Source organism: Candidatus Accumulibacter similis, assembly GCA_013347225.1.
GTDB classification, from domain to species: domain Bacteria; phylum Pseudomonadota; class Gammaproteobacteria; order Burkholderiales; family Rhodocyclaceae; genus Accumulibacter; species Accumulibacter similis.
On record CP054595.1, the window covers coordinates 4,144,364 to 4,163,154 of the forward strand.

Genomic DNA, 18,791 nt, shown 5'->3' on the forward strand with positions numbered 1-18,791 from the left:
GTTCCTCAGGGCTGACGGTTGCCGGCGGGGGCGTCTTGCGCGAGTGCGGCGATGCGCTCGACCAGGTCGGTCATCGACATCACGCCGAAGCCCACCGGGACGATCTGGCGGGTGGCGGGCGCGGTGAGGTAGAGCGCCGGCACCGCCGTCGCATTCAGGCGCGCGGCCATGCCGTTGTCGGGCCGGGCGTTGGGGTACTCGGGGATGGCGCGGCCGTCCATGCTGATCGCGAGCACGGTGAACCCGAACTCCTGCTCGAAGCGCTTGAGGATCGGCGCGAAGCGGTGGCAATGCGGGCAGTCGCCGCGGAACACGAAGATGAGCCCGTGGGTGGCGGCCAGGCTCTTGATGGTCTGTGCCTGCCGCTCACGCTGCTGCTCGTCGAAGACGTTGATCGCCATCGCGTTGGTGGGCCGTCCGCTCAGACCGTAGTCGAGATCGGGCACCGTCCACACCAGGCGCTGCCAGCGTTCGGCGAAGTGCTCGGACTTGTCCATCACCATGCGCTGGTAGCGCATGTAGGCCGTGAGGTTGGCGTCGGTGGGGTTCATGACGGCAACACGCTTCAGGTCTTCCAGCCGCTTCTGCATCGCTTCGAAGTCGGCCAGCTCGCGCGGTGGCTTGCTCGCCGGCGGCGCCGGCCTCGGGGCTGCGACGGGCGGGTCGCGGTACCAAAACCAGCCTTCGCGGTTGCGCAGCCAGTACGCGGCGCTCTGCGGGTCGGGTTCGATCTGCTGCGTGTCGGTGCTCGCGCTCTGCGCCCATGCCGTCGTCGTGGACAGCGCTATCGCGAAAGCCAGCAGCACAGCGCGGGTGCGCGCTGCCCTGCGAGTCGTGCGTACCCTCCCGCTCATCTACCGCTTCTCCGGAAAACTGCCGTTCCGGCAGAAGCTGATCTCCCAACGCAGTTCCTGATCGCCGCGCTGGCCTTGTTCCAGCACGTCGCGCTGGCGCGTGGTGACCTCGAGCCGCGCGCAGCCGGGCTGGGGCAGGGCGTGCAAGGTGGCCACGTCGATCTCGATGGGCGTGGTGGCATCGAAGCGGCGACGCATGTAGTCGGCGCCGGGACCGGTGAGCACGCCGTACGCCGCGCCGCGCTCGGCGGCGAGCGCCAACAGGGGCTTGATCTCCGAGACCGGGATGCGCTGCGTCGTCTGTGCCTGGCCCGGCACGGCGAGCAGCGCGCCGAGCAGGACCGCGCCGAGTGCGTGGCGACGCCTTGGGACGGACAGGATGGCAGTGATGAAGGTCATGGGCCGAAGTAGCTGTTGACCTTCTGCTGCGCGCGCTGCTGCAGGTCGCCGAGGTTCGGCAGCGTGGGCGCGATTTCCGCGTAGAACTCGCTGAGGTCCATGCGCGAGAAGTCCAGCGCCTGGAGCTGCGCGAGCGCGAATCCGCTGCAGTCGGGGCCCTGGGCGCCGCCCCAGCCGCGACCGAGTTGCGCGCGGCCCTGCTCGTTGATGATGCGCGACAGGCGCGAGTTGAAGCAGCAGTAGGTCTCGGTGGTCTCGATGCAGGTGCGGATGATGGGCAGCCGCGCCGAGCAGTAGCTGCCGACGCCGTGGCAGAGGCGGTTGTCGCGCTTCATCGCGAGGACCTGCTCGGCGTCCTCGCAGGACAGCAGCCCCGAGAGCTGGATCGCGAGCATCGCGAGCGTCCACGGGCCCGGCACCAGCGAGGTCACGAAGGAGCCCACCGACAGGTCGCCGGCGATCAGCCCGGCGAGCGCCGAGGAGCCGCCGCCGGCGCCGAAGAGCGCCTCGAAGCCGGCGATCACCAGGTCGGGTGCATCCGCCGTGAAGAGGGCGTCGTAGGTGTAGCTCGAGCCGATGGCGCCGATGGCCTGGCCGCCGGCGCCGGTGATCAGGCTGAAGGTGGAGAAGAGCGACCCGTCGGTGCCGCCGCCCTTGCAGCAGTTGACCAGACCGAAGAGCTTCTTGCGGCAGCGGTTGTCGTAGCCCTTGAATACCTCCAGCGTGTTCGGGTCCAGGTAGCGACCGGCTTCGCGCTGCGCTTCCAGTCCGGCAACGGCACGCGCGAAGTCGGCGTCCGGCGCGTATCCGGTGTCGAAGCAGCGCCCGTCCAGGCAGAACTGCTGCCCGCCGCAGTTGGTCACCGTCGAGGTGGTGCCCGTGGCGACGCGGCACTGCCAGGTCTGCTCGTAGAGCATGCAGGCGCCCTGGGGGTTCATGTCCATGCAGCGCGAATCGACCTGGCTGCAGCCGCGGTCGCGCAGGGGCTGGCAGTCGTCGGTGCTGTTCTGCGAGACGCAGGTGTAGGACGCGCGGTAACGCCAGCAGTCCCGTTGCACCGGGTAGCCGCCGATATTGCGGGTCTCGGGGCCCTCGACGCAGGTCTCCGCGGTCTGGTAGCAGTCGGCGGCCCACGTGGGCGCGGAGGTGAACAGACAGAGCACCAGCGCGCCGGCGGCGATCCAGGCGAAGCGCCGCGCGGCTCTCATTGCGAGCGCGCCTCCAGCGTCGCGCACTGGTTGTCCCAGGTGTCGCTGAAGCTCACCGTGGTCGGCATCGCGAAGGTGTTGGCGCCGTAGTAGCTCGTCCCCTGGCAGGGGTTGTAGAACCACGCGCCGATGGTGCAGTTGGGGCCGGCGCAGCTCTGGCTGTAGTAGGTCTGGTAGCAGAAGAAGCCGTCGATCCGCGAGGGGCCAGGGGTCTGCGGGATCTGCGTGTTCAGGCTGCCGGGCACGTCTTGCGAGCCGAGGTCCATGTAGACCTGACCACTGCCCTTGTCGATGGTGACGACGTGCATCGTGTAGCTGTTGGTCCCGCAGCTGAAGTCGAAGGCAAGGTAGTCGATGCAGGCGGGGCAGGGGTCGGCGGTGACGCGGGTGAGGAACTGGCCCGCGGAGCAGCCTGGCGTCTGGATCGGCGTGACGATCAGCACCTTGTCGCAGGTGAGGGTCTCCAGCGTGCGGTACTGGTGGCAGATCGCCGTCTCGAAACGGTCGGGCGTGGTGACGGTCTGGACGGCGCAGCCGCTGTAGGTGCCGGCGATGTTTCCGGCGATGGCCTGCGGATCGGCGGTGATCGCGCGACCGCGGGTGAGCAGGGGGTCGGTCGGCGCGATGTTGAAGCTCGGCCGTTGGCTCGGATTGGTCTGCGAGAACTGCACTGCCGTGCAGGAGGGATCGGCGGCGGGGCCGCTCGCGCAGGCGCTGGCTCGCGCCGCAGCCTGGGTGCCAAGCCCCGGGCTGCCGAAGTAGCTCGCCTCCGGGGGATTGGTGGTGTAGCTCGGAACGGTGGACTGCGCCGTGCTGCCGCTGATGGTGCCGCGGGCCGCGGCGTTGCCGGTCCGGCCGAGTGTCTTGCCCTGCTCGAAGGCCTCACCCTGCGTTGGCGGCGATTGCGCGAAGGCGGCCGGAAGCGTCGCGAGCAGCACGGCCGCGAACGCGACGAGCTGGCCAGTGAGTCGCCTTGCGCGCCGCATGCTCAGGGCCCTTTCAGCCGCGCGAGCAGCGGCGCCACCAGCGGTCGCGCCTCGGGGCGCTGCCTGGCCAGCGTGTCCAGCGCGTGGTCGACGCTCACGTCTCCGGACACGCTGACGAAGGCCGGCGGCGTGCGGCAGTCTGTGCCGCAGCTCGTCGCCGTGTCGGCGCGATAGTCGAGACTCAGCACGAAGGTCGGCGCGCGTTCGATGCGATGGCGTGTGAAGGCTTCGGGGTCGATGACCCACGCCACCTGACGCTCGCCGATCAGGCTGGAGACGGCCGCGAGGGTCTCGCGCATCGAGTTGGCCTTCAGGCCCCGCAGCACGAGGACCGCGCCGCTGCGCGCGGCTTGATCGGTCAACAGTTGCAGGCTCGCGCGGGGCATCTCCAGCGTGATGAAGATGCGAAGCGGGCTCGCGGCCGGGGTCTGTGCGGCTGGGCTCCCGAGGCGCGCGCCAGCCCGGGCGAGTGCTTCGATGTCGGTGGGCGCCGCAGTCGACGGCAGGTTCACGCGCGGCGGCGCGGGCACCGGTTGAGCGCCGAGACGATCGGCTTGCGGGAAGGGGTGGGCTTTCCGTGCCCGCTCGATGTCATCGGCATCGGGCCAGCGCGGGGCCTGGGCGAGCGCGATGCTGGCCGCGAGCAAGCCGAGCGCGCAGGCGGCCGCGGCGATGGCGCGGATCTCAGTACGCGCCGGCACAGCAGTTCCTCTTGCGGAAGATCTGGTACGCGAAGTCTTCGCCCGAGACGGGGTAGGACTTGCCCGCGCCCCAGATCATCGTCGTGCGGCCGTAGGGCTGGCAGCACTGGCCGGCTTCCTTCGCGGTGGCCGGCACCGGGTAGACCATTTGCAGCTTGTAGTGCGTCTTGTCCATGATCGGCAGCGGGTAGTAGCCGCACAGCCCCGCCGACCCGGCGCCGGTGAACGTCACCAGCTGCCGGTGCATCTTCGCGGTCATGCGCTGGGTGATCAGCGTCGAGGCCTGCACGCCGCCGATGTGGGTGGCGACGTGGCCACCCATCGGGTAGATCGAGCCCTGGCAGCCGGCGCACCAGAACAGGCTCGCGATCGGCATGCCGGCGGTTGCGGCCACACAGTCGGCGGCGCACGCGGCTTTCGCGGGCGCGTTGGCGAACAGCACCGCTTCGGGGTTCAGGATGGCGGTCAGTTCGTCGTCGGCCCACAGCGGATCCACCTCAGTGAGATAGGCCAGGTCGAGCGAGCCCTTCTCCAGGCACGGAAAGTCGAGCAGCACCTCCAGCCAGGTGAGGATCGGGTTGGCGTACCAGTGCGCGTGATAGAAGCTGTTGCGCGTCTGGCTGTCGTGTCCGACGTGCGCGCCGCGCGGCACGTCGAGTCCGGGGTCCAGCGCGATGCCGCCCAGGCCGACCATGCAGAAGGGCGTTCGCGTCACGTCCACCATGCGCACCGGCTCCCAGAAGCCGATCGACACGCCGATGCGGGGCGGGTTGCTGCAGTAGCAGACGGGCGACGACGGATTGCCGATGTCGGGCTGACCGTCGGAGAGGATCGATGCCGAGCCGATGGTCAGCGGGAACAGGCAACTCCAGCAGATGTCGGTGATCGGGTTCATGAAGCGGCCGTGGCAGGTGGGGCCGGCCGCGGCGGGTCCGGGCACCAGCGCGAGCAGCCACAGGGCGAGCGCGAGCCACAGCGCCGCGCGTGGGCGACCTAGCTGCCGGTGGACGGGGCTATAGGAGCTCATCGATGCGCAGCCTTCTGCCGTCCTGGGTGACGAGTGCGGGCACCTGGCGGATGCCGAGCTTCGTCGTGAGGTTGCCCTGCTGGTCGTAGAACACCGGCCGTTGCCAGCGGCGCATCAGGTCCAGGTAGGACCCGCCGGTGAGGATCACCTTCACCTTGCCTTGGCGCTCGTCGATGAGCTTGCGTGCACGCGCGACCTGCTCGCGATCGCGCGCGTCGATAAAGAGCAGCGCCTGGCTCAAGCTCACGGTGTCGAGCGGATTGACCACCGTGCCGGGCGGCACGATGACCCGGCCGTCGGCGTCGCGGATCGCCTCCTGCACGACGATGCTCGGGTCGTGGTGGAAGTGCCGCGGTTGACGGGTGCGCGAGAGCCCCGCCACCGGCGCCGGGTAATCGACGCCTCGCCTGACCCTTTCCAGCGATTCGCGTTGCAGACGGGCGAGCGTGCCGTCTTCGCCTGCCGCGCGAAGTTTCCCGAGGATCACCTCCAGCAGGTTTGGCTCGGCGATCGGGTAGACCGGGCCGATGACGCCGAGGTCCTGCGCGTGGGCGGGCACCGTCGCGACCATCGCGGCGAAGACGGCCGCCGCGAGGCGCAGCGGCCAGCCGCGGGCCGTGCCGTTTGCGATCGTCGGATCAGAAGAGCGCATCGGCCCGCCCGATGATCTGGGATGTGTGGATCCAGCCGGTCAGCTGGTACCGGGAGTCGAGGCTGTCGGGGTGTCCGGCTTGCACGTAGTAGCGGCCCTCCGGAATCCGGCCGGTGGGGCCGGGTTCGAGCGGCTGACCTTGCCGGCTCACTGGCTTGGGGACGCCCACCGGAACGCCGTTGAGGTGGAAGCCCTGCGCATCGCGGGTGACTTCGTCGCCGGGCATGCCGGCGAGCACCTTGATGAAGGTGACGCCCGCCGGGTATGGTCCGCCGCCGGCCCAGCGGAAGGCGACGAAGTCGCCTCGGCTCGGCATCTCGCCCTTGTGGATGAGGAAGAGCCGGTGCGGCAGGCTCGGCGAGGCGTTCAGCCCGAAGCCATAGTGCGCGTGAAACCAGAGCGCGATCGCGCCGACCGCGACGTAGACGAGGGCCCAGCGCTTCAGGTGTTCGACCGAGCGCTCGGCGAACGTGTGCAGCCGAAGTCGTCCGCTCGATGCGAATCGGTCGCGCCAGCTTCGATGCAAGAACAGGGTGCGCATGCGGACTCCCGATGCAGCTACAGGCCGAGCCGGCGCCGCACGTCCGGCGTCAGGTCTTGCAGCAGGGGTTCGGAGCCCATCACGGCGCCACGCGCCAGCACGATGCAGCGGCACTCTCCCGGTAGCGCCTGGAGCAGCGTGCTCACCTCCGTGCCGAAGCCCGCGGCGCGACGCAGTGCGCCGGCGCGCTCCTCGTCGCTGGTGTCGCGCTTGACCAGCACCGCGGCGACCTGCAACTCCTTCAAGCGATAGAGCTCCGCTACGTCGAGCACGGCCAGCGCCGGCAGGCGTTCGGGCACGAGCCACAGGTGAACGAGCGCGATCAGCGCGGCGCTCACCAGCGCGTTGACGCCCACGAGCAGTGCGGCGGCCCGTGCGTTCACGCGAGCCCCCGTTCGCGCAAGACCGCGTCGATGGCGGCGGAGACGTCCAGGCCCGCCGCGCGCTTGGCGTTGATGGCGTTGAAGTCCTCGGCCCGGCTGCTGAAGAGCAGGAGGCTGTACGGATCGACGATCAGCCGGGCGATGCCGTTGCCGGCCGGCGAGTGGATGAAGACCTCGGAGTAGGCGCCGTGCTCGGTGCGCAGCGACAGCAGCAGCCGCTTCATCGCATCGTCCATCGTGAGTTGACCGAGCTTGTCCATCATCTCGATCGACTCGGGCTTCTGACGCAGCAGGAACATCCAGTCGGAGTTGTCCAGTGCCGCCTTCGCCGCCGGGTTGCGGTAGTAGTCGTCCACGCCCTGGGTGGCCGACATGAAGGCGCCCTTGTACTTGCGCGCGCGGCGGTAGCCGGCCTCGATGAACTCGGCGGTGGCGCCGCCGGAGAGCAGGTCCCAGGCCTCGTCGATGATCACGATCTTCTTGCGGTCGCGAGAGAAGTACATCTCGCGCGTGATGCGGTACATGACGATCAGCAGCACCACGGTCTGCAGGTCCTTCTTGGACTTGAGCTCCTCGAGCTCCAGGACGATGAGGTCGGCGCCGAAGTCGATGCTGGCCTCGGAATCGAAGTACTTCCCGTAGGCGCCGTCGCGCGTGTAGGGGTGCAGCATCGCGGCGAGGTCTTTCAGCCGCCGGTCGCCTTCGCCGGCGGAGGGCGCGCCGTCGTCGTCGAGGCGTCCGGTCGCGAGCAGGTCGTGAATGTCGGTGACGGTCATGGCGCGGCCCTTGGCTTTCCAGACCTTCTTGATCGCCGCACCCAGCGTTGAGTACTGAAAGCCGTCGAGCGACTCGCGCGGGGACACCATCTGCGCGAGCAGCGGCTGCAGGAGTTCCATGTCCTCGTCGATGTCCTCGACCAGGGGGAACGGGTTGAGCGAGAGTGCGGCGTCCTCGGTGAACTCGATGAAGCTGCCGCCGAAGTTGCGGCACGCCTTCTCGTAGGAGCGGCCGACGTCGATGATCCAGACGCGCGCGCCGGTGCCGAGGTAGGCGGCGGCGATCTCGTTCAAGAGCAGCGACTTGCCCGAGCCCGACGTGCCGGCGATCGCCACGTTGTAGTTGCCCGCCGGGTTGTCGTAGACATCGATCTGCATGATCTGGCCACGCCGGCCGCCGAACAGGAGCACCGGCGTGCCCGTGCCCTGCCACTCGGCGACGAGCGGCGCCAGGTGCACCGCGTTCGCCGAGGTCTTGGTGGTGACGCGCTTCATGCGCTGCAGATCGGCGTGGAACGGCGCCGAGAGCGTCATCGGCAGCGAGCCGATGAGGGCCTGCGTCATCATCATCGTGTCGCTGGAGAGTTCGAAGCCGCGCGCACGGAAGATGGCGCGCGCCGCCTGTTCGGCCCGGGTCACCGCGTGCGGCTCGGCGAAGAGCGCGAGCTGCAGGTTGAGATCGACGAGCTGCTGGCCGTCGTCCATCGCCTTGAGCACGATGTCCCAGTCGGCCTTGCGCTCCTGCAGGTCGGGCAGGAAGCGCGCCATGTAGCTGGTGGCGTTCGTGGTGGCGCGGGCGGCCTTGAGGAATGCCCAGTTGCGGGTGGCCTCGGCGTCGAGCACGTGCACGCCCAGCGTGAGGAGGAACGGGCAGGGGTACTGCAGCGTGCCCTGGTAGAGGTCGCCGATCAGGCTACCGGCGTTCCACAGCGCGAAGCGCGGCGGGAAGGCGCGCACCGACATCAGGCGAAGCTCGGTTTGCAGGTCGGCGGCCGGATTGGCGAGGCCGATGCCCTGGCGGTCGATGCGCAGGCGCGTGGCCCGGTCGATCACCTGGTCGCGCAGCTCGCGCCCGTCGTCGTAGGTGAGCGGGACGGCGTCGCCGGTTTGCCGGTGCGGGTCGAGCAGCGCGGAGACCCAGTTGATCAGGTCCTCCGCCGTCCACGAACGGGACGGGAAGCCGGCGGCGTGCAGCGTGGCCCGGATCCCGTCGCGCAGCAGCAGCAACTCCTCCAGGCGCGAGAGATTCTCCGGGCTGCCGGGAAGCGAGACGCTGACCACCAGCCGGTAGTCGCGGAACAGGTAGCTCTGCGCCGACAGCAGCGACGTCCGGCTGCCCTGCAGGTAGTGTCCGGCGCGGCGCCGGGCCATGGTGCGGTGGATGTTGGTGTGCCTGCCGGCGCGGCCGAGCGTGTCGAGCTCCGGGACGACCTCGTCGGTGACGCGCAGGTTCGCGTAGCGCGCCAGCGGCGCGCGAATCGCGGGGCTCGCGTAGAGGTGGAACTGGATGCCCGTGCCGGGCGGAGAGGCCGCGTAGAGCGCGGTCAGCACGCGCGCCATCTCCTCGTCGGCGCCGGATTGCGGTCGCACCTCGAGGCAGAAGCCGAGCGCGTCGAGATTGACGAAGACCTGGCGGTCCGCGATCCAGGCGCGGTACGGCAGCCACTCGGAGAACGCGGCGGCGTCCTCGCCGCGCGATGCGGCGCCGGACTTGGGAACGCGGATCAGGTCCGCGGGCTTCGCGCCCTTCAGCACGGACTCCAGATCGGTCAGCAGGCTGCGCCACATCGCTCAGGGCTCCTGGGTCGCACCATTGCCGGGCAGCAGTCCCATGCGCGGGGGAAAGCGATCGGGCGCTGTCTCTGTGGACGACGCGGGCTCGCTCGCCGATGCCGGGCTGGATGCGGGCGACGTGAACGGGATCGGAGGCCGCACGGCATCGACGCGCTGTCGATTCGCCGGGAGGACGCGTTCGATCAGCCAGCGGCCGGTGTCCACCAGCACGTGCACCACCGAGGCCTCGTGCAGGTCGCCGTCGGCGTCCTCCCAGGGCGCGATCCATAGGCGCAGCACGCGTGGTTGGGAGCGCAGTGCCGATGGCGGTGCGCCAAGCCCCGGAGCGGCTGTGGATGCCGAGGCGACCGTCGCGGCGGCTGCCGTGCTCGTGGGCTCCTTGGCGGGCTTCGGCAGCGCGGAGGCGGGCGGCTGGCCGTGGATCGAATTCGCGTACACGCCCGAGACCGAGGTGCACTGCGAACCAACCGGGGCCTTGCAGGCGTAGCTGCCCTCGCCGCCGAGGCCGCTCATCGTGGACGCGCAGCCGCCCAACAGCGTGGCGGTCGCGCCGACGAGGAGGGCGACGGTCCGTCGCAGGTCCGTCATGGCGCCTTGCCCGTCGCCTGGGCCGCCGGGTTGCTCGGTGCGGGGCCCTCGGCGCTCGTGGTCGAGCGCGACAGCCAGGCGCTGATCTGCTCGGCGCTTGCGGCGCCGGGCAGCACGCGACCGTCGGCAGCGACCAGCGTCGGGGTGCCGGTCACGCCGAGGTGCTCGGCCAGCGCGACGTTGCGATCGACCGGGTGTGCGCAGTCCGCGCTGGGCGGCACCTGGTCGCGGGTCATCAGTGCCTGCCAGGCGCCGAGGCGATCCTTTGCGCACCACACGGCGATGGCCTTCGCGCGCGCCTGCGGGTGCAGGGAGGCGATCGGCATCAGGAAGGTGTGGATCGTCACGTCGGACAGGCCCTTCAACTCGGCTTCAAGCCGGCGGCAGTGCGGGCAGTCCGGATCGCTAAAGATCGCGAGCGCACGGGAGCCGCGGCCGCGAACGTCCTTGATCGCGTCGGCCAGCGGCAGCGCGTTGAAGTCGATGCGGGCCAGCGTGTCCTTGCGCTCGGCGGTGAGGTCGTGCTGTGCCTTCATGTCGTACAGGTGGCCGAACAGGAAGTACTGGCCGCTCGCGTCCACGTAGGCGAGGTTGGCGCCCATCGCCACTTCGAAGACACCCGGCCACGGCGTCGGACGGATCTCGCCGAAGCGGGTCGAGGGGTAGAGCGCCTGCAGGCGCCCGATGAGGCTGGTCAGTTCGGGCGTGGTTGGCGGTTGGCTGCGCTGCGCAAGTGCCGTGACGCTCAGGCAGGTGGTCAGTGCCGCGGCCAACGCGGCCTTGGCAGCGAGTGCGCGCAGCGTGAGGCGCGCGTCAGTCGTCTTCATCGTCGTTCCTCCGGAGGGTGCGGGCGCGCTCGGCGAGTTGCGCGAGGTTGTCGGGATCGGTGCCGGCGGCGTCCAGCGTCCCGGGCAGGGCGACGCCCTGCGTGAGGACCACGTCGACGCTGCGGCCCGCGTCGACCTCGATCACCGGGAAGACTTTCTCGGCGAGGCTGATGTAGTACTGGGCGAGCCGGTCGAGCGCCTTGCCCACGCCCGTGCCCAGACCGGCTTCGAGCTGCTTGCCGGGGTCGACGGTGCTGGTGGTGCCCAGCGGCGAGACCGACAGCGTGGTGGAGCTCTGCGTGAAGGCGTGACCGATGCCGCTGGCCACGCCGGCGAGCAGTGCGTTGGCGAGGATCTGCCCCTGCTTGGAGACCAGGCGTCCGCGCATGCCGGCCTTGCCGTCCTCGCCCGCCACGTAGCCCTTCACCGGCACGTCGATGGCCGTGCCGTCGCGGGTGACGCACGACAGCGACTCGGTGCGGATGTAGGCGCGCTCGGAACTCACGTCGCCGTAGCCGGCGCCCACGATGAAGCACTCCTTCACGCGGGCGCGGAACTGGTTGGGCAGGATCGCGTTGTCGGCGAGGCGCAGCAGCACCGGTTGAGGGTTGCGCTGCGCCTGGCCGCCGGTGGGTGCATCCAGGCCGCCGAGAAGCACCGCACGGGTGAAGGCGCCGCTGGGCAGGTAGCGGCGGGTGTCGCGACTGGCTGGTGCGGCGGCGGCCGCCGCGTCCGCGACCGGCTTGGCGCCCTTGCCCGCTGCGACGTCCCCCAGCACGATGCTGACGATGCCCGTGTGCGTCGGCGTGCTCGAAACCCCGCCGGGCGGCGGTGGCAGGCCGGCGCCCTGCACGGCGCCTTGCGGCATCGGTGGCGGCGGGAAGCGCTGCGGACCGGAATCCGGCAGCGCACTCCCCGGGCGATCCGGCCCGAAACTCGGCCGTGCCGCGGGGGCGGTGACGGGCGGAGGCGGCAGCGGCGTGAGTCCGCCGCCTTCGAGCTTCTTCAGGCGCTCGAGCATTTCCTTGCCCTGGCCTTCGAGCTCGGCGTTGCGCTGCGCGAGGTCGCGAGAGCGCTGCTCGATCGCCTTCAGCTGCGCATCGGCCTGGCCACGCCACGCGTCGCGGGGATCAATCTGCGCACCCGGCGCAAGGATGTTGGTGGACTGCGGCTTCGCCGGCTGCGCGTCGTTGCCTTTCGTGCCGGTCAACGAGACCGACAGCAGCGTGCCGGCCACGATCGTGCCGGCGATGCCGGCGAGCAGCAGGACCTGACGGCGCTTGATGGCTGCAGCCGTTGGCTCCGCCGGGGCCGACGGGGACCCTTGCCCCGACGGGTGAGACGCGCCGGTCGGCGACATGCCGGGCGGCAGGACGGGATCAGTCATCGGCGCGGCGCTCCCGGATCACGAACAGCTGCGTGGTCTCGCCCGGGCGCAGGGCCGCCTGCTCGACGCTCACGGCCATCACCCCGCGCTTGAAGAGATCGCGCTCGGCCAGTTCGAGCGCGGACGCGCCGGTGTTGACGAGCTGGTACTTCTCGCCGACCACGCCGCTACCCAGCCACTGGCGCTGCAACGTGAGCCTCGCGCCGGGCCACAGGGTCAGCTCGCGCCCGGGCTCGCGCACCTCCATGTCGTCGGGCAGCGCGTCCTCGGCCATCGCGAGCAGGAGGTTCTTCATCGTGCGCACGTGACGGCCGCTGCGCTCGATGCGTGCGGGTCCGGTCGCGGCGTCGCGGGCCTCGCGGATCACGATGGCGTCGCTCGGGGTGTCCACCGGCTGCAGCAGCAGCCCGATCGTCGAGCGCTCCGTGCTGACGAAGAGGTTGATGGGCTTGGTGCTGTCCGGCGAGACCGGCCGGATGAAGACCTGGCCCTTCTCGTCGTCCTTCTCCAGCACGAATTCGCCGGCGTTGCCCGTCACCTTGCGGATGCGGCCACGATCGACAGAGATGCGCGTCACCTCCTTGCGCGAGACCTTGGCGAGCACGGTCTCGCCGTCGCGCGCATCGACGACCTGCAGCGCCAGCGCGGGCTGGCTACCGGCCAGTGCCAGCAGCAGGAGCCAGGCGAAGCTGAGACTGAGCTTGGATTTCGAGCGGGTCATTGGGACTGGTCTCCCGGAACGCCTTCAGAAAGATCCGGCCGCCGGCGTACTGGAGCTCGATGGCGTAGCCCTTCGAGACCTCGGACACGCGGCGGTCGCTGATGAATGTGGTGAGCAGGCCGCGCACGCCGACACGCTGGGTGCGCTCGTCGACGGCGAGGTCCTGCGCGCTGAACACGGTGGAGGCGCCGTCGCGCTTGACGCGCTCGGCGGCGGTGGCCAGCACGCTGCGCAGCTCCCCGTAGGAAGCGGGCGCTGCGTACTGGAGCAGCACCCGGGACTGGTGGTCGATGCTCTGCGGCGTGACGTTCAGCGTGAGTTGCAGGAGGAAATAGGCCATCTGTTCGAGGTACTCGGCGCTCACGCGCTCGGACTCGACCCAGAAGGTCTTGTTGATGCTGGGCGGCACCACCACCACGCGCTCGCGGCCGGCCATGTGCATCGCGAAGGCCGCCAGCGTCACGTTGGCGAGCATCGAGCAGGCGAGCAGCAGCACGAGCAGGGCGCTCGCGCGGCGCGCGCTGGCGATGTCGGCGCGCAGCCAGTCGAGCTTCATCCGGCCAGCTCGCGCAGGTAGGAAGGCGGGGTGCGCTTCAGGCCCGTCATGAAGGCCGGTAGGTGCCAGTAAAGCAGGTGCAGCGCGAAGGCGGGGTGCTTGCCCGCCTTCGCGCGACCGTAGGCCGAGGCGAGCAGCAGGCCGACGGCACAGCCGCTCACGAAGAAGCCCGCGACCATGCCCGCCAGCGCGGCCCCCAGCACCAGCAGGGCGACGTCGATGTCCCACCAGAACATGCGCGGCGGGTCATTGAGACGGCGGGGGATGTCGAGGGACGCGTCGATCACGGCACACGCCCCGTCAGATCACGGCGGTCATGATCGAGTCGATGATGGTCGGCACGTAGACCATGAAGAGCGCGAAGACGACGCCGGCGAGCGCCGGGATCGGCGAGGAGCGCGCGATGCCGATGCCCGCACCGAGGATGAAGGCGGCAATCGCGATCGACTTGCCCAGGAAGCCGGTCGCCCAGTTGAGCAGCGTCGTGTACATCGTCTGGAACTCGGTCCCGGTGGTGCCGGCCAGGGCCGAGCCGGCGGCGAGCGTCAGGACGAGGGCAATCGGAATGGCGGTGCTGCTGCGGCGAATCAGAGTCATGGTGTGGTGTCTCGAGGTTGGGTGGAGAGGAAGTGCTCGGGCGAGCGGTCAGGGCAGGGTTGCGACCACCGGTGCTCGGTGGTCGCCTCGGGTGATGGCGGTACGGGTGGCGCCGTGGCGAGCGCGATATGCGCCGTCGTGGGCGCTGCGCAGGTGGCGGCGAACCTTGTCGACGTAGGCGCGGCGCAAGGCGGGATTGGCGGCGTTGTAGGCACCGACCGCATCCCACGTGTAGCCCAGGCGCTGGACGTTGCCGGCGAGGATCCAGGCGCCGACGTGGATGCTGGTGCAGGGGTCGAAGAGATCTCGCTCGCCGATGCCGTGGGCGGCCAGCGTGGGCAGCCACGCCGAGTTGATCTGCATGAGCCCGATGTCACGCGTGCCGTTGCGGTTGCGTCCAACGGCCTGCGGGTCGAGTGCCGATTCGGTGCGCGCGATCGCGTAGAGCAGCTCGCTGCTGACGCGGTAGCGCGCGGCCGCCTCGTCCCAGCAAGCGTGGGCGGGCAGGGCCGCGAGCGTGACGATCGCGGTGATCAGTGCTGCCGTCGGTGCCCAGCTCGCTGTCTTGCGCAATCGGAACCCCCTTCACGTTGGCGCGGAAGTGCGGCGCATCGAGCGAGCCGCATTGCGTTGCCATCCTAGGTAGCGAGCACGTGTGAATCAGGCTCCATCGGGACTTCGATGAAGCCCCGAATCCGGCTTGCATCGGCGCGGAATCTCTGCCGCCGATGTGCGACGAGCGGCCGATGCGAGGAGCCGACGCTGCGGCGTGGCTCACGACGAAGCTCGGTCGAACTCGTCAAGAGGACATCGGGTCCTGGTCGAGGCTTCGATCGAAGCTGATGGCCGTCAAGCCGCCCGGAATACTGGTCGAATGACCTTCAACGACACGCCCTCCGGGTCTGGGTCGCCGCGAGCAATCGGGTCGCCAATCGAGTCCGAGTGGCCGGCGCTGTCCGCGCAGGCGATCGTCGATCGCAGCGGAGCGACGAACCTGATCGTCCTGCTTCGCGTCAGGATGGGGTTTCCCGCGGAGAGCTTCGCGCTGGCGGCGCGGCCGCTGATCGACGGCTATGCGAAGTTCGTGCAGCTGCGGCCGATACCGGGCTCCAGTCGATATGGCGGTCCGGGCGGACAACTGCAGCGCGGGCTCGTGACCGCTCTGCGCGCGCTCGATCACCGGCGCGGCCAGATCCTGCCGCGCAGTGCGCCACCCGAGATCTTGGGCGCGCTCACGCATCGATGGACCTATGCGGTGTTCGCGGCAGCGCTGCTGCGCGATGCCGGCAGAGCTCAGTCAGACGATTCGGTGCGAATGTTCGAGCGCTGGGTACCGCCGATCGTCCAGGCTTGGTTGGCCGAACATCCTCCGCTGATGGAGGAACTGCGCGCCGTGCTAGCGGGCAGCGCGGAGGCATCCAGCGCGATTGCCGAACTGGTGGAGCGCGCCGTGACCGGCACGCGCTCGGGCGTTGAGGCGACCCTGCCTCCTGCGCAGACGACGTCGATCGCCGGCGCGGTGAAGGCGAGCGTTGAGACGGCGCCAATCGCGCCCGAGGCTGACGGACCCGAATTCCTCGACGGCGTCGACGCGGCGGGTGCCGAGCGACCGCGACGCTTCATGGAGTGGGTGCGGCAGGGGATCGCCGACGGAACCTTGCCGGTGAACGTGCGCGGCGCGCTCGTGCACGGGGTCGAGGACGGCCTGTTGCTCGCATCACCGGGCATCTTTCGGGCGTTCATCCGGCGCGATGGCGCCGGCCAGGCTGAGCCCGGCGACGCCGCGAAGCGGTTGCAGCGCGAGGTCCTTCGGGCCGGATGGCACCTGCGGGCCGATGGCGGCGTGAACCTGCATGGCTATGCGTGGAAGCAGGACGGGCGCGCGGCCGTTCGCATCCACGGCGTCGTGATCCTTGCGCCACAGCGGTTCGTCGATCCGGTACCGCCGATCAACCTGGCGCTCGTGCGCGTCGGTGACGCCACGGCGGCCGCGGAGTGATGGGCTATCCGCTGGAAGCCCGGCTGCGGCCGGCGCACGAACTCGGCGCGGCCTCGGTGTCGGCACTGGGCGCGGCCCTGATTCTGAGCAGCCCAGGGCTCTTTCTGATCTCTCCTCCTTGGCACCTGGCGCTTGCCGGCCTGCTGCTGTGCCACGCGGCGTGGCGCGGCGCGGCCGGACTGAGCACGCTGCGCTATCGCGCCAACCTGCGCCGCCGGCGGCGCTATGAGTTGGGCCCCGCCGACATTCCCTGGTCGGCGGATCGGCTCTTTCTGGGGCGCGGGTTTCGGTGGGACCAGCGCCACACCCAGCGCTTGTTCGAGGCGCGGCTCCCGGTGAACCGACCGCTGCTCCAGGGCGGACCTTTCACGGGTGCGTTGGCGGTGTTCACGCCCCCAGCGGATGAATTCGGGGGCGTTGGCGGGGATCCCGCGATCCACGGTGTCGAGCCCGACGAGACCGAGATCTGGATGGACCTGGAGGATCGAGTCGGGCACACGCTGGTGCTGGGCACCACGCGCGTCGGCAAGACACGGCTGGCCGAACTGCTGATCGCCCAGGACATCCGTCGCGGCGAGGTCGTGATCGTTTTCGATCCGAAGGGCGACGTCGATCTGCTGCGCCGCGTGTTTGCGGAAGCCGAGCGGGCGGGACGGGCAGGGGAGTTCTTCATGTTCCACCTCGGGCATCCGGAGATCTCCGCCCGCTACAACCCGGTGGGCAGCTTCTCGCGCATCACCGAGGTCGCCACGCGCATCGCGGGCCAGTTGCCCTCGGAAGGCCAGTCCGCCGCCTTCAAGGAGTTCGTCTGGCGCTTCGTGAACGTGATGGCCCGCGCGCTCGTGGCGCTCGGTCGCAAGCCCGATTACCAGGAGATCAACCGCTACGCGTCCGATGTCGAGCCGCTGCTGATCGACTACTTCGAGTACTGGCTCGACCGGGAGCCCGCCGCCGCGGGCTGGCGTGAGGAGCTGCGATCGCTGGCCATCGACAAGAAGAATCTCGACAAGGGCCTGCAGTCGCGCGGCGCGCGTGCGGTCAGCCTCGTGGAATACGCGCGGCGCAAGAAGCTCTACGACCCGATCGCCCACGCGCTCGCATCGACGCTCAACTACGAGAAGAGCCACTTCGACAAGCTGGTGGCGTCGCTGCTGCCCTTGATGGAGAAGCTCACCACCGGTCGCACCGCGTCGCTGCTGTCGCCGGAGCTCGACGATCCGACCGATTGGAGGCCAGTGTTCGATTGGACCTCGGTGATCCACCTGGGCGGCATCGTCTACGTCGGACTCGATGCGCTCTCCGACTACGAGGTGGCCGCCGCGGTCGGCAATTCGATGTTCGCCGACCTGACCAGCGTGGCCGGCAGCCTCTACAAGTTCGGCGCCGGTCGCGGCCTGCCGGGCGAGGTGACGCCCCGGCGGATCGCGATCCACGCCGACGAGTTCAACGAGCTGATCGGCGACGAGTTCATTCCGCTGCTCAACAAGGCGGGCGGCGCGGGGTTTCAGGTGACGGCGTACACGCAGACCTGGTCGGACGTCGAAGCGCGCATCGGTTCGCCGGCCAAGGCCGGACAGATCGCCGGCAACTTCAACACCCTGATCATGCTGCGGGTGAAGGAGGTGGCCACCGCCGAGCTGCTGACGAGCCAGCTGCCCGAAGTGCATGTGGTCTCGACCGTCGTGTCGTCGTCGGTCTCGGACACCAACGACCCGGTCGACTTCGCGGACTTCGCCAGCCGCAACGAGGACCGCATCGCCCCGGAAACCGTCCGGATGCTCGAGCCGACCGATCTCGTTCAACTGCCCAAGGGCGAGGCCTTCGCGCTCATTCACGGCGGCCAGCTGCACAAGATCCGCATGCCGCTGCCATCGGCGTCGAGCGATGCGCTGATGCCTACGAGCCTCGCTGCAATTGGCGAGACGTTGCGCGCCCGCCTCGACGGGCCCTGGAATCAGCCGGAGAACGATTCCGAACCGGAGGATCGGCGTGACGTCTAGGAATGCGGCCTTTCACGACGGAGCGCTGGCGGGCGTGCTGCTCAGCCCACTGAAGCTGGCCTTCTCGCTGGCCCTGGGTCTGGTCGCGCTCCTGCTGTGCGCCTGGATCGTCGACTGGGTGTTCGTGTTCAAGGTCTGGCCGCAGGGGATCGTGCGACTGCGCGAGCTCCTGGCTCACGATCTTGGGGGCGGTATCGCGCTCGCCGCTCGGCAGGGCGCTGATGCCGGCGTCATCACTGCGCCGGCGAATGCCCTGTACTCGATCGTCTTCGAGGCCACCGGCATCCACGACATGGGCACGCAGTTCGCCAACGGGTCAGCCCTGTCGATCCCGGACACGATCATGCGGCGCAGCTATGTCTCGCACCGAGAGGGCATCGAGGCGGCGATGGTCGGCACGCAGCTGCTCGGCGTGCGCGCGGCAATCCTGGCGCGGTTCGCGCCGCTGCTCCTTCTTCTGTATGCGATCGGCGCCGCCGATGGCTTCACCCAGCGCGCGATCCGGCGGGCTTGTGGGGGACGCGAGTCGGCCAGCCTGTACCACCGGGCGAAGTACCTGCAGTTGGCGGTGCTGGGGCTGGGCGGGGTTGCCCTCTTGATGTGGCCAGGGCCGGTGCAGTGGGAGCTGTGCGTGGTGCTGGGCGCGCTGCTGACCGGCGGCTTGGCGAGTGTGCAGTGGGCGTACTACAAGAAGCACATGTAGTGTGGTCCGGCTCCTCGCGCTTTCGTCGACGGCGCTTCTCAGCAAACAGAGCTTCCTCGGCGATTTCACTGCTGGTAAAATTTCGGAAGGCT

The 18,791-nt window shown here is 69.6% G+C and carries 21 protein-coding genes; 3 read left to right on the forward strand and 18 right to left on the reverse strand.

From position 1 onward, the window contains the following. Positions 1-5 precede the first annotated feature (5 nt). The 18 genes from traF to HT579_18305 form a co-directional block, all read right to left on the reverse strand. Positions 6-854, reverse strand: a complete 849-nt coding sequence (gene traF, locus HT579_18220; GenBank protein ID QKS30684.1) for a conjugal transfer protein TraF — start codon at positions 852-854, stop codon at positions 6-8. Continuing rightward, positions 855-1,253 (reverse strand): hypothetical protein, encoded by a 399-nt coding sequence (locus HT579_18225; GenBank protein QKS30685.1) that lies wholly within the window; start codon positions 1,251-1,253, stop codon positions 855-857. Further along, positions 1,250-2,461 (reverse strand): conjugal transfer protein TraN, encoded by a 1,212-nt coding sequence (locus tag HT579_18230; GenBank protein ID QKS30686.1) that lies wholly within the window; start codon positions 2,459-2,461, stop codon positions 1,250-1,252. Before HT579_18230 ends, HT579_18225 begins: the two co-directional genes overlap by 4 nt. After that, entirely contained in the window at positions 2,458-3,447 is a 990-nt protein-coding gene (locus tag HT579_18235) for a hypothetical protein (GenBank protein QKS30687.1), read from the reverse strand. The genes HT579_18230 and HT579_18235 overlap by 4 nt, the downstream gene beginning before the upstream one ends. Before the next feature lie 2 nt (positions 3,448-3,449). Then, entirely contained in the window at positions 3,450-4,148 is a 699-nt protein-coding gene (gene trbC, locus HT579_18240) for a type-F conjugative transfer system pilin assembly protein TrbC (GenBank protein QKS30688.1), read from the reverse strand. Next, positions 4,132-5,175, reverse strand: a complete 1,044-nt coding sequence (locus tag HT579_18245; protein ID QKS30689.1) for a TraU family protein — start codon at positions 5,173-5,175, stop codon at positions 4,132-4,134. Before HT579_18245 ends, trbC begins: the two co-directional genes overlap by 17 nt. Next, positions 5,162-5,827, reverse strand: coding sequence for a type-F conjugative transfer system protein TraW (gene traW / locus HT579_18250; GenBank protein ID QKS30690.1), 666 nt, complete (start codon positions 5,825-5,827; stop codon positions 5,162-5,164). Before traW ends, HT579_18245 begins: the two co-directional genes overlap by 14 nt. Next, entirely contained in the window at positions 5,814-6,368 is a 555-nt protein-coding gene (locus HT579_18255; protein QKS30691.1) for a S26 family signal peptidase, read from the reverse strand. Before HT579_18255 ends, traW begins: the two co-directional genes overlap by 14 nt. A 17-nt stretch (positions 6,369-6,385) precedes the next feature. Further along, positions 6,386-6,751 (reverse strand): hypothetical protein, encoded by a 366-nt coding sequence (locus HT579_18260; GenBank protein QKS30692.1) that lies wholly within the window; start codon positions 6,749-6,751, stop codon positions 6,386-6,388. Further along, on the reverse strand, positions 6,748-9,252 hold the full coding sequence (gene traC / locus HT579_18265) for a type IV secretion system protein TraC (GenBank protein ID QKS31707.1): 2,505 nt from the start codon (positions 9,250-9,252) through the stop codon (positions 6,748-6,750). The genes HT579_18260 and traC overlap by 4 nt, the downstream gene beginning before the upstream one ends. Positions 9,253-9,318: 66 nt before the next feature. Beyond that, positions 9,319-9,909: a TraV family lipoprotein gene (locus tag HT579_18270; GenBank protein QKS30693.1), complete on the reverse strand. Its 591-nt coding sequence runs from the start codon at positions 9,907-9,909 to the stop codon at positions 9,319-9,321. Further along, the gene (locus HT579_18275) at positions 9,906-10,736 is read right to left on the reverse strand and encodes a DsbC family protein (protein ID QKS30694.1); all 831 of its coding nucleotides are present in this window, start codon (positions 10,734-10,736) and stop codon (positions 9,906-9,908) included. The genes HT579_18270 and HT579_18275 overlap by 4 nt, the downstream gene beginning before the upstream one ends. After that, positions 10,723-12,096: a conjugal transfer protein TraB gene (locus HT579_18280; GenBank protein QKS31708.1), complete on the reverse strand. Its 1,374-nt coding sequence runs from the start codon at positions 12,094-12,096 to the stop codon at positions 10,723-10,725. Before HT579_18280 ends, HT579_18275 begins: the two co-directional genes overlap by 14 nt. Before the next feature lie 19 nt (positions 12,097-12,115). Further along, positions 12,116-12,844 (reverse strand): type-F conjugative transfer system secretin TraK, encoded by a 729-nt coding sequence (locus HT579_18285; GenBank protein QKS30695.1) that lies wholly within the window; start codon positions 12,842-12,844, stop codon positions 12,116-12,118. Continuing rightward, entirely contained in the window at positions 12,777-13,400 is a 624-nt protein-coding gene (gene traE / locus HT579_18290) for a type IV conjugative transfer system protein TraE (protein ID QKS30696.1), read from the reverse strand. Before traE ends, HT579_18285 begins: the two co-directional genes overlap by 68 nt. Further along, a complete protein-coding gene (gene traL, locus HT579_18295) occupies positions 13,397-13,636 on the reverse strand; it encodes a type IV conjugative transfer system protein TraL (protein QKS31709.1) in 240 nt (79 codons plus the stop codon). Before traL ends, traE begins: the two co-directional genes overlap by 4 nt. Before the next feature lie 64 nt (positions 13,637-13,700). After that, positions 13,701-13,997, reverse strand: a complete 297-nt coding sequence (locus HT579_18300) for a hypothetical protein (GenBank protein ID QKS30697.1) — start codon at positions 13,995-13,997, stop codon at positions 13,701-13,703. Positions 13,998-14,045: 48 nt separating this feature from the next. Further along, the gene (locus tag HT579_18305; protein QKS31710.1) at positions 14,046-14,534 is read right to left on the reverse strand and encodes a lytic transglycosylase domain-containing protein; all 489 of its coding nucleotides are present in this window, start codon (positions 14,532-14,534) and stop codon (positions 14,046-14,048) included. Between the two features lie 337 nt (positions 14,535-14,871). Between HT579_18305 and HT579_18310 the strand changes: the two genes are divergently transcribed. From HT579_18310 to HT579_18320, 3 genes are read left to right on the forward strand one after another with little or no spacing between them, the layout of a single operon-like run. Then, the gene (locus tag HT579_18310) at positions 14,872-15,996 is read left to right on the forward strand and encodes a TraI domain-containing protein (GenBank protein QKS30698.1); all 1,125 of its coding nucleotides are present in this window, start codon (positions 14,872-14,874) and stop codon (positions 15,994-15,996) included. Beyond that, positions 15,996-17,996, forward strand: coding sequence for a type IV conjugative transfer system coupling protein TraD (gene traD / locus HT579_18315; protein ID QKS30699.1), 2,001 nt, complete (start codon positions 15,996-15,998; stop codon positions 17,994-17,996). Before HT579_18310 ends, traD begins: the two co-directional genes overlap by 1 nt. Further along, on the forward strand, positions 17,986-18,699 hold the full coding sequence (locus tag HT579_18320) for a DUF4400 domain-containing protein (GenBank protein QKS30700.1): 714 nt from the start codon (positions 17,986-17,988) through the stop codon (positions 18,697-18,699). Before traD ends, HT579_18320 begins: the two co-directional genes overlap by 11 nt. The last annotated feature ends 92 nt before the right edge of the window (positions 18,700-18,791 follow it).